We start from the raw sequence: 17,678 nt of genomic DNA, 5'->3' as shown, positions 1-17,678 counted from the left end.
GCTTGTTTATGGAAACTTATGAATATTTTGATCGTTGGGCCCAGCTGGGTCGGTGACATGGTGATGGCGCAGACACTGTTTCAGTGCCTCAAGCAGCGCCACCCGCAGTGCGAAATCGATGTGCTGGCCCCCGAGTGGAGCCGGCCCATCCTTGAGCGCATGCCGCAAGTGCGCAAGGCCTTGAGCTTTCCGCTCGGCCACGGCGCGCTTGAACTGGCCACGCGACGCAAGATCGGCAAGTCCCTCAAGGGCCAATACGATCAGGCAATCTTGCTGCCCAACTCGCTGAAATCAGCCCTCGTGCCGTTCTTTGCGGGCATCCCCAAGCGCACCGGCTGGCGTGGCGAGTTTCGTTATGGCGTGCTCAACGATGTGCGCAAGCTCGACAAAGAACGCTACCCGTTGATGATCGAGCGTTTTATGGCGCTGGCCTATGAGCCGGGTGCCGACCTGCCCAAGCCTTATCCGCGCCCGGCCTTGCAGATCGATCCGCAAAGCCGTGCCGGCGCACTGGCAAAATTTGGCCTGGAACTGGACCGCCCGGTGCTGGCGCTGTGCCCGGGTGCCGAGTTTGGCGAGTCCAAGCGCTGGCCGTCCGAGCACTACGCCAAAGTTGCCGAGCAAAAGATCCGCGAAGGCTGGCAGGTGTGGTTGTTCGGCTCCAAAAACGATCACGCTGTGGGCGAAGACATCCGCTCGCGGTTGATCCCTGGGCTGCGTGAAGAGTCTGTCAACCTGAGCGGCGAGACCTCGCTGGCCGAGGCCATTGATTTGCTGTCGTGCGCCGATGCCGTGGTATCCAACGACTCCGGGCTGATGCACGTGGCTGCTGCGTTGAACCGCCCGCTGGTGGCGGTCTACGGCTCCACATCGCCGGGTTTTACCCCGCCGTTGGCCGACAAGGTCGAAATCGTGCGCCTGGGGCTCGAGTGCAGCCCGTGTTTTGATCGCACCTGCCGCTTTGGCCACTACAACTGCCTGCGCGAACTGATGCCGCAGCCTGTGGTTGAAGCCTTGCAGCGTTTGCAGGGCTCACCGGTCGAGGTCAACTAGGTGCGCGTTCTGTTGGTCAAAACCTCATCCCTTGGGGATGTGATCCATGCCTTGCCCGCGTTGACCGATGCGGCGCGGGCGATTCCGGGCATCACGTTTGACTGGGTCGTGGAAGAAGGCTTTGCCGAAATTCCGACCTGGCACCCGGCAGTGGGCAAGGTTATTCCGGTAGCGATTCGCCGTTGGCGCAAAAATATCTGGGAAACCATCAAGAGCGGTGAGTGGCGTCGCTTCAAGCAAAGCCTGCGCGCCGAGCAATACGACCTGGTGATCGATGCCCAGGGCCTGGTCAAAAGTGCCTGGCTGACCCGCTATGTAAACGCCCCGGTGGCCGGTCTGGATAAAGACTCAGCCCGTGAACCGCTGGCCAGCCGCTTTTATCAGCGTCGTCTGGCGGTGGCTCGCGGGCAGCATGCGGTCGAGCGTTTACGCCAATTGTTTGCCGTGGCGCTGGGCTACGACCTGCCCAAAGGGTTGGGTGATTATGGCCTCGACGTTGAGCGCCTGATTGAATTACCGCGCAAGAAGCCTTACGTATTGTTCTTGCACGGCACCACGTGGGACACCAAGCACTGGCCCGAAGTGTACTGGCGTGACCTGGCCCTGCGCATGGGGCACATGGGTGTCGAAGTGCGCTTGCCCTGGGGCAACCCGGCAGAGAAGGCCCGTGCCGAGCGCATTGCCAGCGGTTTGAGCAACGCAGTGGTGCTGCCCAAGCTGAATCTGGCGGGGGTTGCCAAGGTACTGGCCAGCGCCAGCGCCTGTGTCGCGGTCGATACCGGGCTGGGGCATCTGGCGGCGGCGCTGGATGTACCGACCATCTCCCTGTTTGGCCCCACCAATCCGGGCCTGACCGGTGCCTATGGCAAGGTGCAAATCCACCTGGCCAGCGATTTTCCGTGCGCACCGTGCCTGCAGAAAAAATGCACCTACACTCCGACTGCACAGGACCAGCAGCGGTTTGATCTGAAAAACGAGTGGCCGTTGTGCTTCACCCGTTTGAACCCTGAGCGTGTCGCGAGTCGATTAAGCACGTTGTTACTGGCTGAGGAACTGCGCTGATGCAACTGGCTTTTGTGCTGTACAAATATTTCCCGTTTGGCGGGCTGCAACGCGATTTCATGCGCATTGCGCTGGAGTGCCAGAAACGCGGCCATCAAATTCGCGTCTACACCATGATCTGGGAGGGTGACATTCCCCCTGGATTTGAAGTGCTGGTGGCGCCGGTCAAGGCGTTCCACAACCATACTCGCAACGAAAAAATGCTCGCCTGGATGCAGGCCGACCTGGCCAAACGCCCGGTGGACCGCCTCGTCGGCTTCAATAAAATGCCGGGGCTGGACGTGTACTACGCGGCCGACGGCTGTTTTGAAGACAAGGCGCAAAACCTGCGCCATTCGTTCTATCGCTTCTTCAAGCGTTACAAGCACTTTGCCGAATACGAGCGGGCAGTGTTCGACAAGAACGCCAAGACTGAAATCCTGATGATTTCCGAAGTCCAGCAGCCGCTGTTTATCAAGCATTACGACACGCCGCTCGAGCGCTTCCACCTGTTGCCGCCGGGCATTGCTCTGGACCGTCGTGCGCCCGCCAATGCAGCCGAGATTCGCGCCGGGTTCCGGCGTGAATTCAACCTGGCAGACGACGACCTGCTGATGGTGCAGATCGGTTCCGGGTTCAAGACCAAAGGCGTCGATCGCAGCCTTAAAGCCCTGGCGGCGTTGCCGGGCGAGCTTAAAAAGCGCACCAGGCTGTTTGTCATTGGCCAGGACGATCCCAAAGTCTTTCAATTACAGAGCGCCACGCTGGGGCTGGGCGATCACGTGCAGTTCCTCAAGGGGCGCAGCGATATCCCGCGCTTCCTGCTGGGCGCAGACCTGCTGATTCACCCGGCCTATAACGAAAACACCGGCACCGTGCTGCTTGAAGCGCTGGTGGCAGGGTTGCCGGTGCTGGTCAGCGCCGTCTGTGGCTACGCCCATTACATCAGCGACGCCGATTGCGGCCGTGTACTGGACGAGCCGTTCGAGCAGGCGCAACTCAATGAATACCTGACACGCATGTTGTCCGACGATGCTGCGCGCGCGGCCTGGAGCCAAAACGGCCTGGCCTACGCGCAGACGGCCGACCTCTACAGCATGCCGCAGCACGCTGCGGATGTGATTCTGGCGGAGCAACACTGATGAAACTGATTCTTGCCGAACCGTTCAAGAGCTTGTGGGCAGGACGCGATGCGTTCACCGAAGTCGAGCGCCTGGAGGGCGAGGTTTACCGCGAGCTGGATGGCCGACGTACCTTGCGTACTGAAGTCGGGGGCCGCGGTTATTTTGTGAAAATCCACCGTGGCATTGGCTGGGGTGAGGTGTTCAAAAACCTGCTCACGGCCAAGCTGCCAGTGCTGGGCGCGGGCCAGGAATGGCGGGCAATCAAGCGTCTTCACGAAGTCGGCGTACCCACCATGACCGCCGTCGCGTATGGCGAAAAGGGCAGTAACCCGGCGGGGCAGCACTCGTTCATCATCACCGAAGAGCTGGCACCTACGGTCAGCCTCGAAGACTTCAGCCTCAACTGGATCAAGCAGCCGCCACAGCCAGCCCTCAAGCATGGGCTGATCGCCGAAGTGGCGCGCATGACCGGCATGATGCACCGCGCCGGGGTTAACCATCGCGACTGCTACATCTGCCACTTTTTGTTGCACACCGACAAACCGGTCACGGCCAAGGATTTCCGCCTGTCGGTCATTGACCTGCACCGTGCCCAGGTTCGACCGGTCATCAGCAAGCGCTGGCGCAACAAGGACCTGGCCGCGCTGTACTTTTCGGCGCTGGACATTGGCCTGACCCAACGGGACAAGCTGCGCTTCCTGCGGGGTTACTTCCAGATGCCGCTGCGTCAGATCCTGCGCGAAGAAGCCCGCCTGCTGGCGTGGCTGGAAGGCAAGGCGAGCAAGCTTTATGAACGCAAACTACGTTATGGGGATGCACTGTAATGGCGGGTTGGAATCTTGAACCCGCTTACAGTGCACTCGCTTCTGATTTTGGCAGTCTGGAAGCGGTATTTGCCCTCCAGGGCGAGCACCTGACCCGCGATCCTCTTTCGGAAGTGATCCGTGTGCAGCGCGATGGCGTCAATTATTACGTCAAGCGCTATACCGGTGCGGGCAAGGGCTTGCGCCGCTATTTGGGCCGCCCTCGGGTCAAATCCGAATGGCAGAACCTCAAGCGTTTCGACAAGTGGGGCATTCCCACCGCCGAAGTCGTGGCATGGGGCCTTGAGCGCAGTGGCTTTGCCTACTCCCGTGGCGCCATGATCACCCGTGAGCTGCCCAATACCCGCGATTTGTCCGAACTGGCGGACCACCATGATCCGTTGCTCAAGGACCGTGCCTGGGTCGACTGCGTCAGTCGCCAGTTGGCGAAATGCACCCGGATCATGCACAACCATCGCTTTACCCATAACGATCTGAAGTGGCGAAACCTGCTGGTCGACGATCAGCCCAAGCTGTTTTTGATCGACTGCCCGAACGGTGACTTCTGGCGCGGTTTCTGGCTCAAGTACCGCATCACCAAAGACCTGGCGTGCCTCGACAAAGTGGCCAAGTACCATTTGTCCTACACCCAGCGTTTGCGTTTCTATTTCCAATACACCGGGCGCACTACGCTTAATGCGGCGGACAAGGAGCGTGTTCGTCATATCGTGCGTTTTTTTGAGGGCCGGGAATGACTGATTTTTTAGCGGATGCGGATCGGGCTTTGCTTGAGCGCAACGGACTGGCCGACTTCGATGCGCTGTGGGCTGTGCAACTGGAAGCCGTGGACGAGCCCAACACCAGCGGTGGTGGCTGGAGCAGCGTGTTTCGCATGGACCTCGAAGGCCAGGGCTTTTACCTCAAGCGTCAAAGCAACTACCTGACCCGTACCCTGCACCGGCCATTGGGCGAGCCGAGCTTCGCCCGCGAATTTCGTAATATTCAGCGTTATCAGCAAATGGGTATTCCGGCGCTGGAAGCGGTGTTTTTTGGCGAGCGGAAAGTGCCTGGCGAACATCGCGCGGTGCTTATGACCCGTGCGCTGGATGGCTGGAATGACCTCGATTCGTTGCTTGAACAATGGCCGCAACTGACCCCTGAGCAGCAGCAGGCAATTTTGCGTGAATGCGGCCTGTTGGCGCGTCGCCTGCACGCTGCGCGTCAGGTTCATGGCTGCTTTTATCCCAAGCACATTTTCTTGCAGGCTGACGGCTTGGGTTATCGCGCCCAATTGATCGATCTGGAGAAAACCCGGCCCTTGTTGCTGGGCCAGCGTGACCGGGTCAAGGACATCGAGCCGTTGCTGCGTCGGGCCCATGCCTGGAGCGATGCCGAGGTGCGGGTGTTGCTCGCTGCCTATCTGGATCAGCCTGTCGACAGTGGTCTGGTGGATGCCTGGCTGGCGCGACTGAACGTGCGTCGCAGCCACAAGGGAGCGCGCTGATGCGTTTGTCCGAACTGCAAAAGGCGGGTCGTGCGCCGGGCTTGCCGCTGAGTATCGAACTGGCCGACGCGGCCGGGCCTGCGCAATTGCAACTGCTGAGCTTGTTGCGGGTATTGCCCGGGCAGCGTTACGTAGGCGCCGGGGTGTGGCGCGGGCGTACGGTGCTGGCCAAATTGATGGTTGGGAGCAAGGCTGCGCGCAACTTCCAGCGAGAGTTGACGGGTGTGCGCCTGCTGGCTGATCAAGGTTTGACCACGCCGAAGTTGCTGGCTGATGGTTTGCAGGAAGGCGAGGGCGGCTGGTTGCTGTTCGAGTTTCTGGAAAATGCCCAGAGCCTGGGTGACGCCTGGGGCGCGGTGCAGTCGTTGCCGGTTTTGGCAGATGAGCAAGTGGCCGTACTGGCCCAGGCGCTCGCTGCCATTGGCCAGATGCACCTCAAGGGCCTGTGGCAGGAAGACCTGCACCTGGACAACCTGTTGCGTCAGGGCGCCAAACTGTACTTGATCGATGGCGCGGGTATTTGCGTCGAAGAAGCCGGCAAGCCGCTGTCGCGACAAAAAGTCCTGGAAAACCTAGGCGTGTTCTTCGCTCAGTTGCCTAAAAGCCTTGAGCCATTTATCGAAGAGTTGCTGGTGCATTACCTGCTCAGCAATGGTGAGCACGCCTTGCCGCTCGAAGCGCTGCTCAAGCAGATCGAGAAGGTTCGTGCCTGGCGCCTGAATGATTTCTTGAACAAGGTGGGTCGCGACTGCTCGTTGTTCAGCGTTGAGCGCACCGCCTTTGTCCTGCGTGCGATTCGCCGTGAAGAAGAGCCTGCGATGCTGCCGGTTCTGGCTCACGCCGATGCCTTGCTGGATCAGGGCCACTTGTATAAAACCGGTGGCGCGGCCAGTGTCGGCAAGGTTGAAGTGGCGGGCCGCACCCTGGTGGTCAAACGCTACAACATCAAGGGTTTTGCCCACTGGCTTAAACGCTTCTGGCGCCCGAGCCGTGCCTGGCACTCATGGCGCGAGGGCAATCGACTGGCGTTACTGGGCATTGCCACGCCCAAGCCGCTGGCACTGCTGGAAACCCGTTTTCTGTGGTTGCGGGGCAAGGCGTATCTGGTGACAGAGTTTTTGCCGGGGCCGGACATCATCGAGCGTTTTGCACCCTATGTTGAGCGGGGGGATGCGCTGGAGTCCGAACTTCAGGCGCTGGATCATCTGTTTGCCGACTTGATCCGCGAACGCATCAGCCACGGTGACCTCAAGGGGCATAACGTGTTCTGGGATGATGGCCGTTGGGCATTGATCGATCTGGACTCGATGTGCCAGCACGCCAGCCTGAGGAGTTTCGCCACCGCGTACGCCCGTGACCGGGCGCGCTTTATGCGCAACTGGCCGGTGGACAGTGCGTTGTATCAGCTGATTGACGGGCGCTTGCCCAAAGACCTTGGCTAAGACTCTGTGGGAGCAGGCTTGCTCGCGATGCAAGCGCTGCGGCCTGTCAGGCTGACCGCGTTGATGCCATCGCGAGCAAGCCCGCTCCCACAGGAGCGTGCCCGTGCTGTCAGAAGCTGTACTGGGCTCCGGCTCCGGCATACCACGACCGTCCCGGCGCGGCTTCGTAGAAGCGGCTGTTACCGTCCGCCACGATCACCGAACCCACGTACTGACGGTCCAGCAGGTTGTCCAGGCGCAACGTCTGGTGGAAGGTCCAGTGCTCCACCTTCTGCTCAAACTTCGCCCGCCAGTTGAATACGGTGTAGGCCGGAGCTGCCTTGGCGGTGTTGGTGTCTTCGACATACACCTTGCTGCGGTACATGCCTTCAACGGCGGTGCTGAGCCAATCCACCGGTTTCCAGTTCACTTCGGCAAACAGCGTGGTCTGTGGAACACCGGGCAAGTAGTTGCCTTTGTCGACCGTGCCTTTGGTGCTGGCAAAGTCACTGTCGTAGGTCGCTTGCAGACGGGTATAGGCCAGGGTTGAGGTCCAATGCTCGGCCAGCTGGCTTTCTATGCCCAGTTCAAAGCCTCGGCGCAAGGTACGGCCGGCGTTTTGGTAGGTGGTCCGTCCGCCAGTATTGCTTGCAACCACCAGTTCATCTTCGGTGGTGATCTGGAACACCGCCGCGTTGATCCGCGTGTTGTTTAGCTGGGCTTTCAGGCCCATCTCGTATTGAGTGCTTTCGGAGGGCTTGAGGCCGAAGTTAAAGCCTCGACCACTGGGCGAGTACGCCAATTCGGCCTGTGTCGGCGTTTCAAAGCCCTTGCCCGCGCTGACATAGCCATGCAGCTCAGGAGTGAAGGCGTACATCACGCTCATCGACGGCGTGGCTTTTTCATAGCGTTTGGTGCCGCTGTCGTCGCCGTTGCTCAAAAATTGATCATCGACGTCCATTTCCATGGTGCTGTAGCGCAAGCCGGCCTGCACGGTCCAGTTGTCCAGCGCCCAGTTGGCCTGCACATACGGGTCGAGGCTGCGGGCGGTGTCCACTTCATCGCGCACCAGTGCGCCTTTGACCCCCAATTGGTTGCCCAGATAATTGTTATAGCCGTGACGGCTGTCCTGGCTCTGGTCGAAATCCAGGCCGCCGATCAGGGTCAGGTCCCCAGGCACGCCATACACCGGTTGCAACCAGCGCAGGCTGCCGCCGTAGAACTTGCGATCGAATTGAACGACGCCGCCGCCCTGTTCGTTACCCGGCGTTCCTTTGGGAATCGCCAGATACTGAATCACACTCCGGGTGCCGGTATAGGCATTGACCTGCAGGGTCGCGTCGCCGATATAGCGCTCGTAGTTCATCCCCAATTGTTGATGGTCGATGCTTTTACGGGTGTTGTAGGTCAGGGCGTTTGGCGTTACCGAGCGCGGGTCGGCCTTGTAGGCGGCCCAGCTTTGGCCCAGCGGGTCTTGCGTGCCGTTCTGCTCAAGGCTGCTGTAGATCAGCGCCAGCTTGCTGTCTTCATCGGGCTTGAGGTTGAGCTTGGCAAACGTCTGGTCGCGGCGAGCGGCACTGTGGTCGCGGTAGCCGTCGGTGTCCATGCGCGAGGCGTCAAGCACAAAGCCCACGTCATCCGTGGCGCCCTCGGCGGTGAGGTGGTTCTTGTTCATGCCGTCGCTGCCGATCAGGGTTTCAGCGCCAATGCGCGGCGGACCTTCGCCGTCGCGGGAGAACATCTGGATCACGCCACCGGCGTTGCTGCCGTACAGGGTGGCTGCCGGGCCGCGCAGTACTTCAATGCGCTCGGCGGTGTCGAGGTTGAAGGTCGCCGCCTGCCCCTGGCCGTCCGGGGTGCTGGCTGGAATGCCATCGGCAATCAACTTGATGCCACGTACACCAAACGCCGAGCGGGCGCCAAAGCCACGGGACGAGATCTGCAGATCCTGGGCGTAGTTCTGACGGTTTTGCACCACCAGCCCTGGCACGCGGGACAGCACCTCGGAGGCATTGATGCCTAGCTGGCCATCCTTGATTTGCTCCTGGTTAATGCTGTCGACCGAGTACGGCAGGTCGAAACTCGGGCTGGTGCTGCGCGAGCCGGTGATGACGCTGGGGTCCAGTTCAAGGGGAGCTGCGCTGAGGATGGGTGTCAGGCAGAGGCCAGGCAGTAACAGGGCAACGTGAGCAGGTACGAAATATTTCATGGGCAAATCGGGGTTCCGTGTGACGCGACCCGTCCAGGGCAACGGGATGATGCTAGCAGAGGGCGCGCAGTTTAGCGGCTGAGGGCGGGATATCCAGTAAAACCGGGCAACGAGGGCGATATAGGGCGCCCTCGTGCGCAGGTGACGGGTTACTGCATCTGCGTCATGTTCATGTCCTGCAAGTCATGTATCAGATCTTGCAGGCGGTCGTAGCGTTTCTGGTGGACGGGTATCCAGTTGGGCCGCTCGATATAAAACTGGCCGCCAGGATCTGTCTGCACCGGGGTGTGCACCATTTCGTGGTTGCTCGCTCGATGGATCAGGTGTGCGCCGTCCGGCGTGGCGCTTTCAAACCTGAACATGCCGGGTGCGATGAGCCGTTCATTGTTCTGGGCCGGGGACAGCGCGGGTATTTGCGGTTTGGTGCCGGCAATATCCATTTGCAGCCAGTAATCGTTCTTCAAGAAGGTGAAGTCGCGGTGTGTGTGATCTGTAGGCACGACTTCGCCTATGTTCAGGCGAACCCCACGGCTGGAGCCGGGGAACGTGTCTGAAATCCGTACGCCAATCGCGCCCTCAAGCTCCGCCAGGCCGGGCACACCCTGATAGGTGTTGGCGTGGGTATTGCCGGTGAGGGCAATCCATTTTCTGGTACCGGTTTTGACCTGATGTGCGCGGATTACCTGTGACGCAAAGTAGCTGAACATTTCATAGCGAATAAGCTCGGCAGGACTGCCGGCCATGCCACTGGCTTCAGGGTGCAGGCCCCTGTGGTTGTAACTGGCCGCGCAATCAGTGGCGATGACTTCGATGCCATGTCGCCTGGCCTCGCGCACCAGCTTGCTGTACGTGTGGGGGCTTGCGGGATTGATCCCGTGACCCGCGTCCTGGGCTTTGAGGAACTCATCCAGGACAATCGGCATTTTTCCGGTTTTAAAGAAATCGTCGAGAAAGGTCTGATGAAAATCAGTTTGCAGGTGTTCCAGGTAAAGCACTTTCACATCAAGCTCAGCGAGCTTGCTCATTTGGGTGGTGAGCAGTTTTTTGCCTGACTGATTGGAATGGACTTCGCCGATTACGACGCCGTCGGTGTATTCATAAAGGTGTTTGAACAAGTCCTGCGGGCTTGTGGCCGCTGGAACGATGGGGCGAGTGACGCGGGGTTTTGCGGGCTTTGTGGCCAGGAAAGCCCGTGCGTCAGCCAGTAATCGCAGCCTGAAATTCGAAAAAAACTGGCTGGTGCGGGTGATCTCTGCATTGGGTGAAATCCAGTTGGCATCCAGTAAACCTTTGTGGTTCCTGACCAGATCCTGAACCCTGCCTTTGTACTCCGATGGCAAATCATAGGGGCTGTGGATAACGTCAGGCACGGCTTCAGGTAGACGGGCGCCATCACCCAGCAAGGGACTCCAGCGTTTGGTGTTGTCGGCCAGGCGGTGTTTGATTTCCCAATAACCGGCCGTACGGCGCAGCTTGTAACTGCCGCTGACGCCACTGCTTGAGCCTGCGGGCAGTTGCAAATACCAGTGACGGCCGAGCCAGCCGCTGTACACCTCAAACACCACGCCGTCTTGCTGGATATACCGGTTGTGGCTGACGCGGTAGACGCCCTGGGCGTCAGGGGTGAGGCTGTCGAGATTGACGCTGCTGATACGGGCGCTTTCGATGACGCGCTCAATCCCGGTTTTGAGCAACGGCGTGGTCGGGTCCACATCCCATATGCCAGCCGATACCTCGCGAACCGGGAGGCGGCTGCGCGCATCCGGTTTGCGCTCATCCATTACGCGCCAGCGCTCATCCAGGGTGTCGTACCGGCAGGGGTAAAGTCTGCCCTGCCGGTCTTTGAGGTAATGGTGAGTTGAGCCTGCGCCCGTTGTGCTGAACTCATAGATTCCAGAACCGTATTCGTCACCTCTGCGCAGCGTGAGCCCCGCTGCTGCGTGACGGCTCGCCGCGCCGGGACTCAGCGTTGGTGCGGGCTGTCTGGCACGTTGGCGGATGGATCTGCCAAACACCGCAGAGCCGGCAAAGTCCGAGGCGCCGTCAGTCAGGTGGGTGATGGACTCCATGAAGTGCAACAGGGCTTCGTGCCCTTCATCGCGTTGCAAGGCATCGACGCCCTGATAAATCTGGTAGATGAACCGTGCCAATGCAATGGGCAGCAGCACCTTGGTCGGCAGCACGAAGGACACCACATCAATCACGGTCAAGGCCGTTTCCCTGGCGGTATTGAGGTTGCTTTCCCAAGTGGAAGTCGATTGATCGTCGGCCTCGTGAATGGCATGCAAGGCTTCGGTGTCGTAGGACGCCTCCAGCAGGTGATGGCTGATCGGTTGCAGTTGAACGTTGCTCTGGCTGAGTCCCGCTTCGATCAGTGGCTTGATGTACGGTTTTTGCGCGGTGGTCACGCGGCGCATGACGTAGGTGCGTAAATGTGCACGGGACAGGACTCGACCCAGCTCATTGCGCGAAGGCACAGTGGCAAACCAGCGCTGGTCAGGGGCGTCTGGCAAGTAGCACACGAGGTTGGTCGAACCGGTGGAGGTGAACACCAGCGCGCCCGGCAGTGGCTTGTAGCGCAGCATCAACAGGTGGGCTTTGATCTGCGCGCCGTTGACCAGCGGGCGGCTGCTTTCAACGGGGTAATCCAGTGCCACCTGAACCCATGCCGCCTGCTCGGCACCCAGGGTGCCCGCCATGCTGGCTTCCAACAGGTCCAGGTTCAGCTGTGCGGCGCGCAGGGCAACGTAATGTTCCTTGCGCCAGCGTGCCTGGGCGGAGTTGACCAGCAGATGGTTGAGTCTGGCTTTGTAGCTCTGGCCAATATCGAGCTGGCGTACCAGGGTCTTGAGGTAGCTGCTGGTGAGAATGGGGTGGGGGGTGCCGTGGGCATCCTTGACCTGAGCCGTCAGGGCAAATGTCACATCCCATATGCCCACATTGGACAGCGCCAACTCACTCAGGCTGCGTCGGGTGGTCTTATAGGTGATCGTAGGTCCGGTTCGGTCCACGCTGGCGCCAGCGGCAAATCCGGAGCCGGTGATCGGGTTAATCACCGCGCCGGTTTGCAGCGCTTCGGTAGTCGAGATGAAGACGGTGTCGGGGTCTATATCAATGCCGTGATCGGCTTTGATCTGTTGCTTGAGCCGGGCTCTGGCGTAACCAAGCAGGGTGTTGATTTGCCCGATTTCTGCCAGGGGCTCGGTGTCGGGAGCCTCTGAAGCCGCGCGTTCATGGTTGAGGCGCTCAACCGCCAGGCGCCATTTTGTCTTGTTGGCCTCGGACGCTGTTTTGAGCCACTCGGGCAGCTGAATCTCCAGCAGCCGGGTATAGCGGGCACGCAACAGGCTGGCGGGCTTGATGGGCAGGCTTGAATTCAGGGACTGATCGACCATCTCGACCAGTTGCTCAAGCGTGGCGCCTGGCTGATCAGTGCGCATGGATGCCCAGGCATGGCGCATGTCGCGCTTCTGTTTTTCGATCAGTTGCTCGCTGTAAAACGTCTTTACTTGCTGCTCCGGCACCGGGCTGTAGTTCACCTGCTCAAAGGCCTGTGCGCCGATACGTTCTTCTGCCAGCACGCAATCGAGTAACGCCTCCCGCTGGCGCCGGTCCTTGAGTCGCGCGCTCAACTCTTGGGTCAGCGCTGCCAGTGAGGTGAAGGCTTCGAGCCCGGTGTTGGGGGTGTAGAGCACCACTGTGCGCGGGGTTTGGTCTTGCACGATGCGCGTGTCCAGAGGGTCGGCAGAAGCCCGCGGCAAATCTTTGGTGGTGATCACCAACACGCCGTGCAGCAGCGAGGCGGGCTGAGGGGGCCGGCCATGCAAGGTCAGCGTGTAAAACCCGTAGGCGCTTGGCGTTGATGGCTGTGCAGACAGGGGGAACACCTGATCGATAGCGTTCATGGCTTGCGGGCTGAGGGTTCTGTCCCCATGGCGCAGGGTTGCTTCAGACAGGATCAGGTTCTGGGTAAAGCGTGACAGCCAGCTTTTCGGGGTGAGGGAGTCGAGGTCCTCATGGGGTGTTTGCCAGTAGTCACGGTGAGCATCCCTCACACACAGCTCAAGGCTGTGGGTGGTGAAGTCGAGGTATTTTTCGAGTTGTGGCACGGTAATCTCTGCGACCAGATCTTGCTCGGCCAGGGTGTAGGCATGGTTGTAAACACGGGCTGTATTTTGCACAAAGGTCGGCACCTGCCCGGTGAGGTGGCACTGCTCGATCAGCATGCTCAGGGTTTGGCTGTCGATAACGGGTGACTGGCACGGCTCGGCTGCCCGCTCGTAATTGAGGTAGAGGTAGTCGGTGCAGGCCTCTACGGGCAGTTGTGGGAAAAACACCCGTAGTCGGTGGTCCAGCGACAGAGCGAGATCCGGGAAAGTGTCAGAAAATTTTGTCCATTCGGCTTCGCAGCCTTTGAAGTGTTCCAGATGGGTGGGCATGCTGATTTCCTGTTGAGTGAAGCGTGCGGGTCGCACGCGACGGTGTGATCACAGGAAATCCCAACGGCGGGTGGGGGTGGGCTTACATATGTCTGGAGTGCCGTGTCTTTTACGAGCAGACCTGGCGCGGCTGGGCGTGGCAAATCGCGCTGGGTCATTTGCGGTGTCTTTACGCTATAATCCCGCTCTTTAGCTGTTTCTCGCCTGGCGAGGGGCACATTATTTGTTCAGGCGCCCGCCGCCTGCCTGCATTCCAAAGAGGCTAATCCAGTGGCATTGACGATTCTTGGCCTGTCCGGCGCCCTCAGCCATGATCCCTCCGCAGCCCTCTATATCGACGGCAAGCTGGTAGCGGCGGCTGAAGAAGAACGCTTCGTGCGTGATAAGCATGCAAAGAACCGCATGCCCTACGAATCCGCAAAATTTTGCCTTGAGCAGGCGGGTATCAAACCTTCCGACGTTGATGTGGTAGCGATCCCGTTCGCCCCGATCAGCTTGTTCGGCAAGGCGCGCTGGCACTACGCCAAGCGCTATTGGTACGCCCCGGACCGCGCCCTTGACGCGATCCTGATGGGCAACCGTCGCTACAAGCGCTATCGCAACAAGATCGTGTTCTGCCTTGAGCAACTGGGTTTTGACCCGAAGAAAATCAAGATTGAACCGGTTGAGCATCACCTGGCCCACGCTTCCAGCGCTTACCACTGCTCGGGTTTCAAAGAAAAAACCGCGATCCTGGGTATCGACGGTAAGGGTGAGTACGCCACGACGTTCTTCGGCTACGGCGAAAACGGCAAGATCACCAAGATCAAGGAATTCTTCGATCCTGACTCCCTGGGCGGCCTGTACGGCGCGATCACCGAGTTCCTCGGTTTCGAGATGCTGGACGGTGAATTCAAGGTCATGGGCATGGCGCCGTACGGCGACGCCAGCAAATACGATTTCTCGCGTCTGGCCTCGTTTGAAAACGGCGAGCTGGTGATCAACACCGAATACGCCAACGTGATCGGCCTGCGTCGCTACAAAGAAAAAGGCAAGGGGTTCTACTTCTCGCCAAAACTGATCGAGTGGCTGGGGCCAAAGCGCGAAGGCGATATCGCCGACGAGCCGTACATCCACTACGCGGCCAGCATGCAGGCGCTGTTTGAAAAACTGTCGCTGCAAATGATCGACCACTACCTGGGTGACATCCTCAAGGAGACCGGCAAGATGGCCTTTGCGGGCGGCTGCGCGTTGAACGTGAAGCTGAACCAGAAGATCATTGCCCGTCCTGAAGTCAAGGAGCTGTTCGTGCAGCCTGCGTCCGGCGATGCCGGTACGGCGGTGGGTGCGGCAGCCTACGTGTCCCATGCTCGCGGCGTGCCGGTCGAGAAGATGGAACACGTCTACCTCGGCCCTGCGTACAGCAACGAAGATGTGATCGCGGCCTGTGCCCGTCACCCTGGCAAGCCTGCGTATCGCAAGATCGAAGGCACCCCGGAGAAGATCGCCAAGATCATGGTCGACGGCAACCCGGTGGCCTGGTTCCAGGGCCGCATGGAGTTCGGTCCGCGTGCATTGGGCGGCCGTTCGATCATCGGTTGCCCGAGCAGCGAAGGCGTGGCTGACCGTATCAACGAACAGATCAAGTTCCGCGAGCGCTGGAGGCCTTTCTGCCCGTCGATGCTCGACACCGTTGGTCCGCAGATGATCAAGGTCGATCATCCGGCACCGTTCATGACCTTCACCTTTGAAGTGTCGGACGAGTGGAAAACCCGCGTGCCAGAGGTTGTCCATGAAGATGGCACCTCCCGTGCCCAGGTGCTCAAGCGCGAATACAACCCGCGTTACTACGACATGATGAAGGCGCTCGAAGTGCTGACCGGTAACGGTGTGTCGCTGAACACGTCGCTCAACCGTCGTGGCGAGCCGATGGTCTGCTCGCCGACGGACGCGCTGAACATGTTCTTCGGTTCCGATCTGCAGTACCTGATCATGGAAGATATTTTGGTAGTTAAAGACGGCGCCGAGACTTATGAATCGCTCGACTGAGCGTCATGTGCTGCAGTTCTGCCACGGCTATGACGGGCCGTTTCTGGACTGCGCACGCCAGTACGCCAGCCTGTTTTCCGGCACCGGGTACAAGGTCACCACGGTCTTTCTGACCGGGGCGGCCGACCCTGAAGTGGCTGCAGGCTGTGGCTCTGATGAAGTGCTGTTCATGGAGTTCAGCTCCAGGGCCATCCGTGGCCTGAAGCTGGGCGCCATCGCCAGGCTGCGCAAGATCGCAGCTTCGCGCCCTTTCAGTTTTTGCATTGCCCACCGCTTCAAGCCGATTTACATCGCCTTGTTGGCCACCGGTTTGCCGGTGATCGGTGTGCATCATGCCTTTGGCGACTATAAGCGGCGCAGCCGAAAACTGTTCGCCCACCTGTTTCGCAAGCGCCTTAGCCTGCTCGGTGTTTCGGACGCGGTGCGCGACGACATGCGCCAGTGTCTGCCCAATTGGCCGACCGGTCGAATCAACACGCTTTATAACCGCATCGATATCGATACCGTTCAAGCCGATCAATTGTCAGGCACTCCGGCGCGTGAAGCTCTGGGGTTGTCGGTCGATGGTTTTATTGTCGGCAACGTCGGTCGCCTGCATCCGGACAAGGACCAGGCCACGCTGATTCGCGGTTTTGCCACGGCGTTGCCCAATCTGCCTGCTGACAGTCAGTTGGTGATCATGGGCAAGGGCCGTCTGGAGCAGGATCTCAAAGAGCTGGCCAATGAACTCGGGGTCGGCGAGCAGGTGCTGTTTTTGGGTCAGGTGCCCGATGCACGGCGCTATTTCCGGGCGTTTGATGTGTTTGCGCTGAGCTCCGATCACGAACCGTTCGGCATGGTGCTGCTTGAGGCCATGGCCGCAGGCGTGCCGTTGCTGGCCACCGCGTGTGGCGGTGCTAAAGAAGTGGTCGAGGGTGTGGGCATTCTGTTTCCACTGGGCGATGCCGAACATCTGGCCCAGGGCCTGCAGCACTTGGCGCGACTCGATGACGAGCAACGCCTGGCCTGTGCCGAGCTGATGCTGGAACGCTTGCATGAGCGCTTCAGCGATGAAGCCGTGCGCGATACCTTCTGGCGCCTGGCGCAAGTCACCGACCTGACTGCGGAGTCCTGATGCTCAATCGATTTCAAGGCTGGCGCGAGCGCGGCTGGAGCGTTGTGGATGCTGACACCTATGCCGGTGCCTGGCAGCGTTTTGGCGGCAGCGTGGCGACCCATCCGCTGGTGGTTGAGCGCCTGGCGCAGTTGGCGGGTATCCCGGTGCGGTATCTGGCCTGGGAGCAAGGCGGCGAACTGCAGGCGGCGATTCCGACCTGGGGGCGCGACCTGGCCTTGTCCAAGGATGTGCTCAAGCGTCACGGTAAAAAAGGCCTGTTCGATCTGGGCAATGCCGAACTGATCCTGCCCGCCGCTGCGGATGCTCAAGCGCCGTTGCGTCACCGTGGGCGTTATTTGTCACAGCTCAATGAAGGCCGCTTCAGCACCTTGAAGCCTCAGGCCGAGCAGTTGGCGATGGCCCGCACGCCCGAAGAATTGTCGAAAAAGTTTCGCTACAACCAGCGCCGCGAATTGCGTTTGCTGGAGGAGGCCGGCGGCGTTGTGCGCCCGGTTTCGGAGTTTTCCAGCGTTGAGCTGGCGAGCATCTATTGCGATTTGTTCCTGCGGCGCTGGGGTTTTGTCGCCACCGGTGCCGAACGCATGGCCGAAGTGATCGAGCTGTTGCGTGAACTGTTGATCGGTTCGGTGATTTTCCTCAATGATGCGCCGATTGCGATTCAGCTGGTGTACCGAGCCGAATCCCCGGAGTGGATCAGCGTGGAGTACGTCAATGGTGGCGTCGATCCTCAGACCCGCGAATTCAGCCCTGGCAGCGTGTTGAGCTTTATCAATACCCAGTCAGCCTGGGAGCAGGCCCGCAGCGTCGACAAACCTTTGCGCTTTTCGTTTGGCCGGGCTGACCGTGAGTACAAAGAGCGTTGGTGTAACCCGGTGCCCGTGTTCAAGGTCTGAAACATACGCATACAAACCTTGTGGTAGCGGGCTTGCCCGCGATGGT

The 17,678-nt window shown here is 59.9% G+C and carries 12 protein-coding genes; 10 read left to right on the top strand and 2 right to left on the bottom strand.

Features of this window, described 5'->3' with window-relative positions; genetic code table 11:
• Positions 1-18 precede the first annotated feature (18 nt).
• The 7 genes from waaF to KO536_RS14060 are packed head-to-tail and all read left to right on the top strand — an operon-like array spanning position 19 to position 6,967.
• On the top strand, positions 19-1,053 hold the full coding sequence (gene waaF / locus KO536_RS14090) for a lipopolysaccharide heptosyltransferase II (protein ID WP_219262158.1): 1,035 nt from the start codon (positions 19-21) through the stop codon (positions 1,051-1,053).
• Complete coding sequence (gene waaC / locus KO536_RS14085) at positions 1,054-2,115, top strand: lipopolysaccharide heptosyltransferase I (RefSeq protein WP_219262157.1); 1,062 nt, start codon at positions 1,054-1,056, stop codon at positions 2,113-2,115.
• Complete coding sequence (locus KO536_RS14080; protein WP_219262156.1) at positions 2,115-3,236, top strand: glycosyltransferase family 4 protein; 1,122 nt, start codon at positions 2,115-2,117, stop codon at positions 3,234-3,236. The genes waaC and KO536_RS14080 overlap by 1 nt, the downstream gene beginning before the upstream one ends.
• The gene (gene rfaP / locus KO536_RS14075) at positions 3,236-4,042 is read left to right on the top strand and encodes a lipopolysaccharide core heptose(I) kinase RfaP (protein WP_133076689.1); all 807 of its coding nucleotides are present in this window, start codon (positions 3,236-3,238) and stop codon (positions 4,040-4,042) included. Before KO536_RS14080 ends, rfaP begins: the two co-directional genes overlap by 1 nt.
• On the top strand, positions 4,042-4,776 hold the full coding sequence (locus tag KO536_RS14070; RefSeq protein ID WP_019825369.1) for a lipopolysaccharide kinase InaA family protein: 735 nt from the start codon (positions 4,042-4,044) through the stop codon (positions 4,774-4,776). Before rfaP ends, KO536_RS14070 begins: the two co-directional genes overlap by 1 nt.
• Positions 4,773-5,525: a lipopolysaccharide kinase InaA family protein gene (locus KO536_RS14065; RefSeq protein WP_133076687.1), complete on the top strand. Its 753-nt coding sequence runs from the start codon at positions 4,773-4,775 to the stop codon at positions 5,523-5,525. Before KO536_RS14070 ends, KO536_RS14065 begins: the two co-directional genes overlap by 4 nt.
• Positions 5,525-6,967, top strand: a complete 1,443-nt coding sequence (locus KO536_RS14060) for a lipopolysaccharide kinase InaA family protein (RefSeq protein ID WP_219262155.1) — start codon at positions 5,525-5,527, stop codon at positions 6,965-6,967. The genes KO536_RS14065 and KO536_RS14060 overlap by 1 nt, the downstream gene beginning before the upstream one ends.
• A 109-nt stretch (positions 6,968-7,076) precedes the next feature.
• Here the strand turns inward: KO536_RS14060 and KO536_RS14055 are convergent, their stop codons facing one another.
• Together KO536_RS14055 and KO536_RS14050 are read right to left on the bottom strand one after the other, a co-directional pair.
• Complete coding sequence (locus KO536_RS14055) at positions 7,077-9,155, bottom strand: TonB-dependent receptor (protein ID WP_219262154.1); 2,079 nt, start codon at positions 9,153-9,155, stop codon at positions 7,077-7,079.
• A gap of 149 nt (positions 9,156-9,304) precedes the next feature.
• Positions 9,305-13,594 (bottom strand): membrane-targeted effector domain-containing toxin, encoded by a 4,290-nt coding sequence (locus tag KO536_RS14050; RefSeq protein ID WP_219262153.1) that lies wholly within the window; start codon positions 13,592-13,594, stop codon positions 9,305-9,307.
• Positions 13,595-13,864: 270 nt separating this feature from the next.
• Between KO536_RS14050 and KO536_RS14045 the strand changes: the two genes are divergently transcribed.
• Genes KO536_RS14045 through KO536_RS14035 form a run of 3 tightly spaced genes read left to right on the top strand, consistent with a single transcriptional unit; the run spans position 13,865 to position 17,632 of the window.
• Positions 13,865-15,622, top strand: coding sequence for a carbamoyltransferase (locus KO536_RS14045; RefSeq protein WP_133076683.1), 1,758 nt, complete (start codon positions 13,865-13,867; stop codon positions 15,620-15,622).
• The gene (locus KO536_RS14040; RefSeq protein WP_219262152.1) at positions 15,606-16,736 is read left to right on the top strand and encodes a glycosyltransferase; all 1,131 of its coding nucleotides are present in this window, start codon (positions 15,606-15,608) and stop codon (positions 16,734-16,736) included. Before KO536_RS14045 ends, KO536_RS14040 begins: the two co-directional genes overlap by 17 nt.
• Positions 16,736-17,632: an antimicrobial resistance protein Mig-14 gene (locus tag KO536_RS14035; protein ID WP_133076681.1), complete on the top strand. Its 897-nt coding sequence runs from the start codon at positions 16,736-16,738 to the stop codon at positions 17,630-17,632. The genes KO536_RS14040 and KO536_RS14035 overlap by 1 nt, the downstream gene beginning before the upstream one ends.
• Positions 17,633-17,678: the final 46 nt, after the last annotated feature.

It is taken from the genome of Pseudomonas sp. NKUCC02_KPG, assembly GCF_019345465.1.
GTDB lineage: Bacteria > Pseudomonadota > Gammaproteobacteria > Pseudomonadales > Pseudomonadaceae > Aquipseudomonas.
This window is presented reverse-complemented; position numbering and strand designations above follow the sequence as displayed.

Bases quoted from the DNA above. Each gene is read 5' to 3' on its own strand.
- KO536_RS14070 (WP_019825369.1), top strand. From the start codon at position 4,042: ATGGCGGGTTGGAATCTTGAACCCGCTTACAGTGCACTCGCTTCTGAT.
- KO536_RS14080 (WP_219262156.1), top strand. From the start codon at position 2,115: ATGCAACTGGCTTTTGTGCTGTACAAATATTTCCCGTTTGGCGGGCTG.
- KO536_RS14050 (WP_219262153.1), bottom strand. From the start codon at position 13,594: ATGCCCACCCATCTGGAACACTTCAAAGGCTGCGAAGCCGAATGGACA.
- KO536_RS14040 (WP_219262152.1), top strand. From the start codon at position 15,606: ATGAATCGCTCGACTGAGCGTCATGTGCTGCAGTTCTGCCACGGCTAT.
- KO536_RS14060 (WP_219262155.1), top strand. From the start codon at position 5,525: ATGCGTTTGTCCGAACTGCAAAAGGCGGGTCGTGCGCCGGGCTTGCCG.
- KO536_RS14065 (WP_133076687.1), top strand. From the start codon at position 4,773: ATGACTGATTTTTTAGCGGATGCGGATCGGGCTTTGCTTGAGCGCAAC.
- KO536_RS14035 (WP_133076681.1), top strand. From the start codon at position 16,736: ATGCTCAATCGATTTCAAGGCTGGCGCGAGCGCGGCTGGAGCGTTGTG.
- rfaP (WP_133076689.1), top strand. From the start codon at position 3,236: ATGAAACTGATTCTTGCCGAACCGTTCAAGAGCTTGTGGGCAGGACGC.
- KO536_RS14055 (WP_219262154.1), bottom strand. From the start codon at position 9,155: ATGAAATATTTCGTACCTGCTCACGTTGCCCTGTTACTGCCTGGCCTC.
- waaF (WP_219262158.1), top strand. From the start codon at position 19: ATGAATATTTTGATCGTTGGGCCCAGCTGGGTCGGTGACATGGTGATG.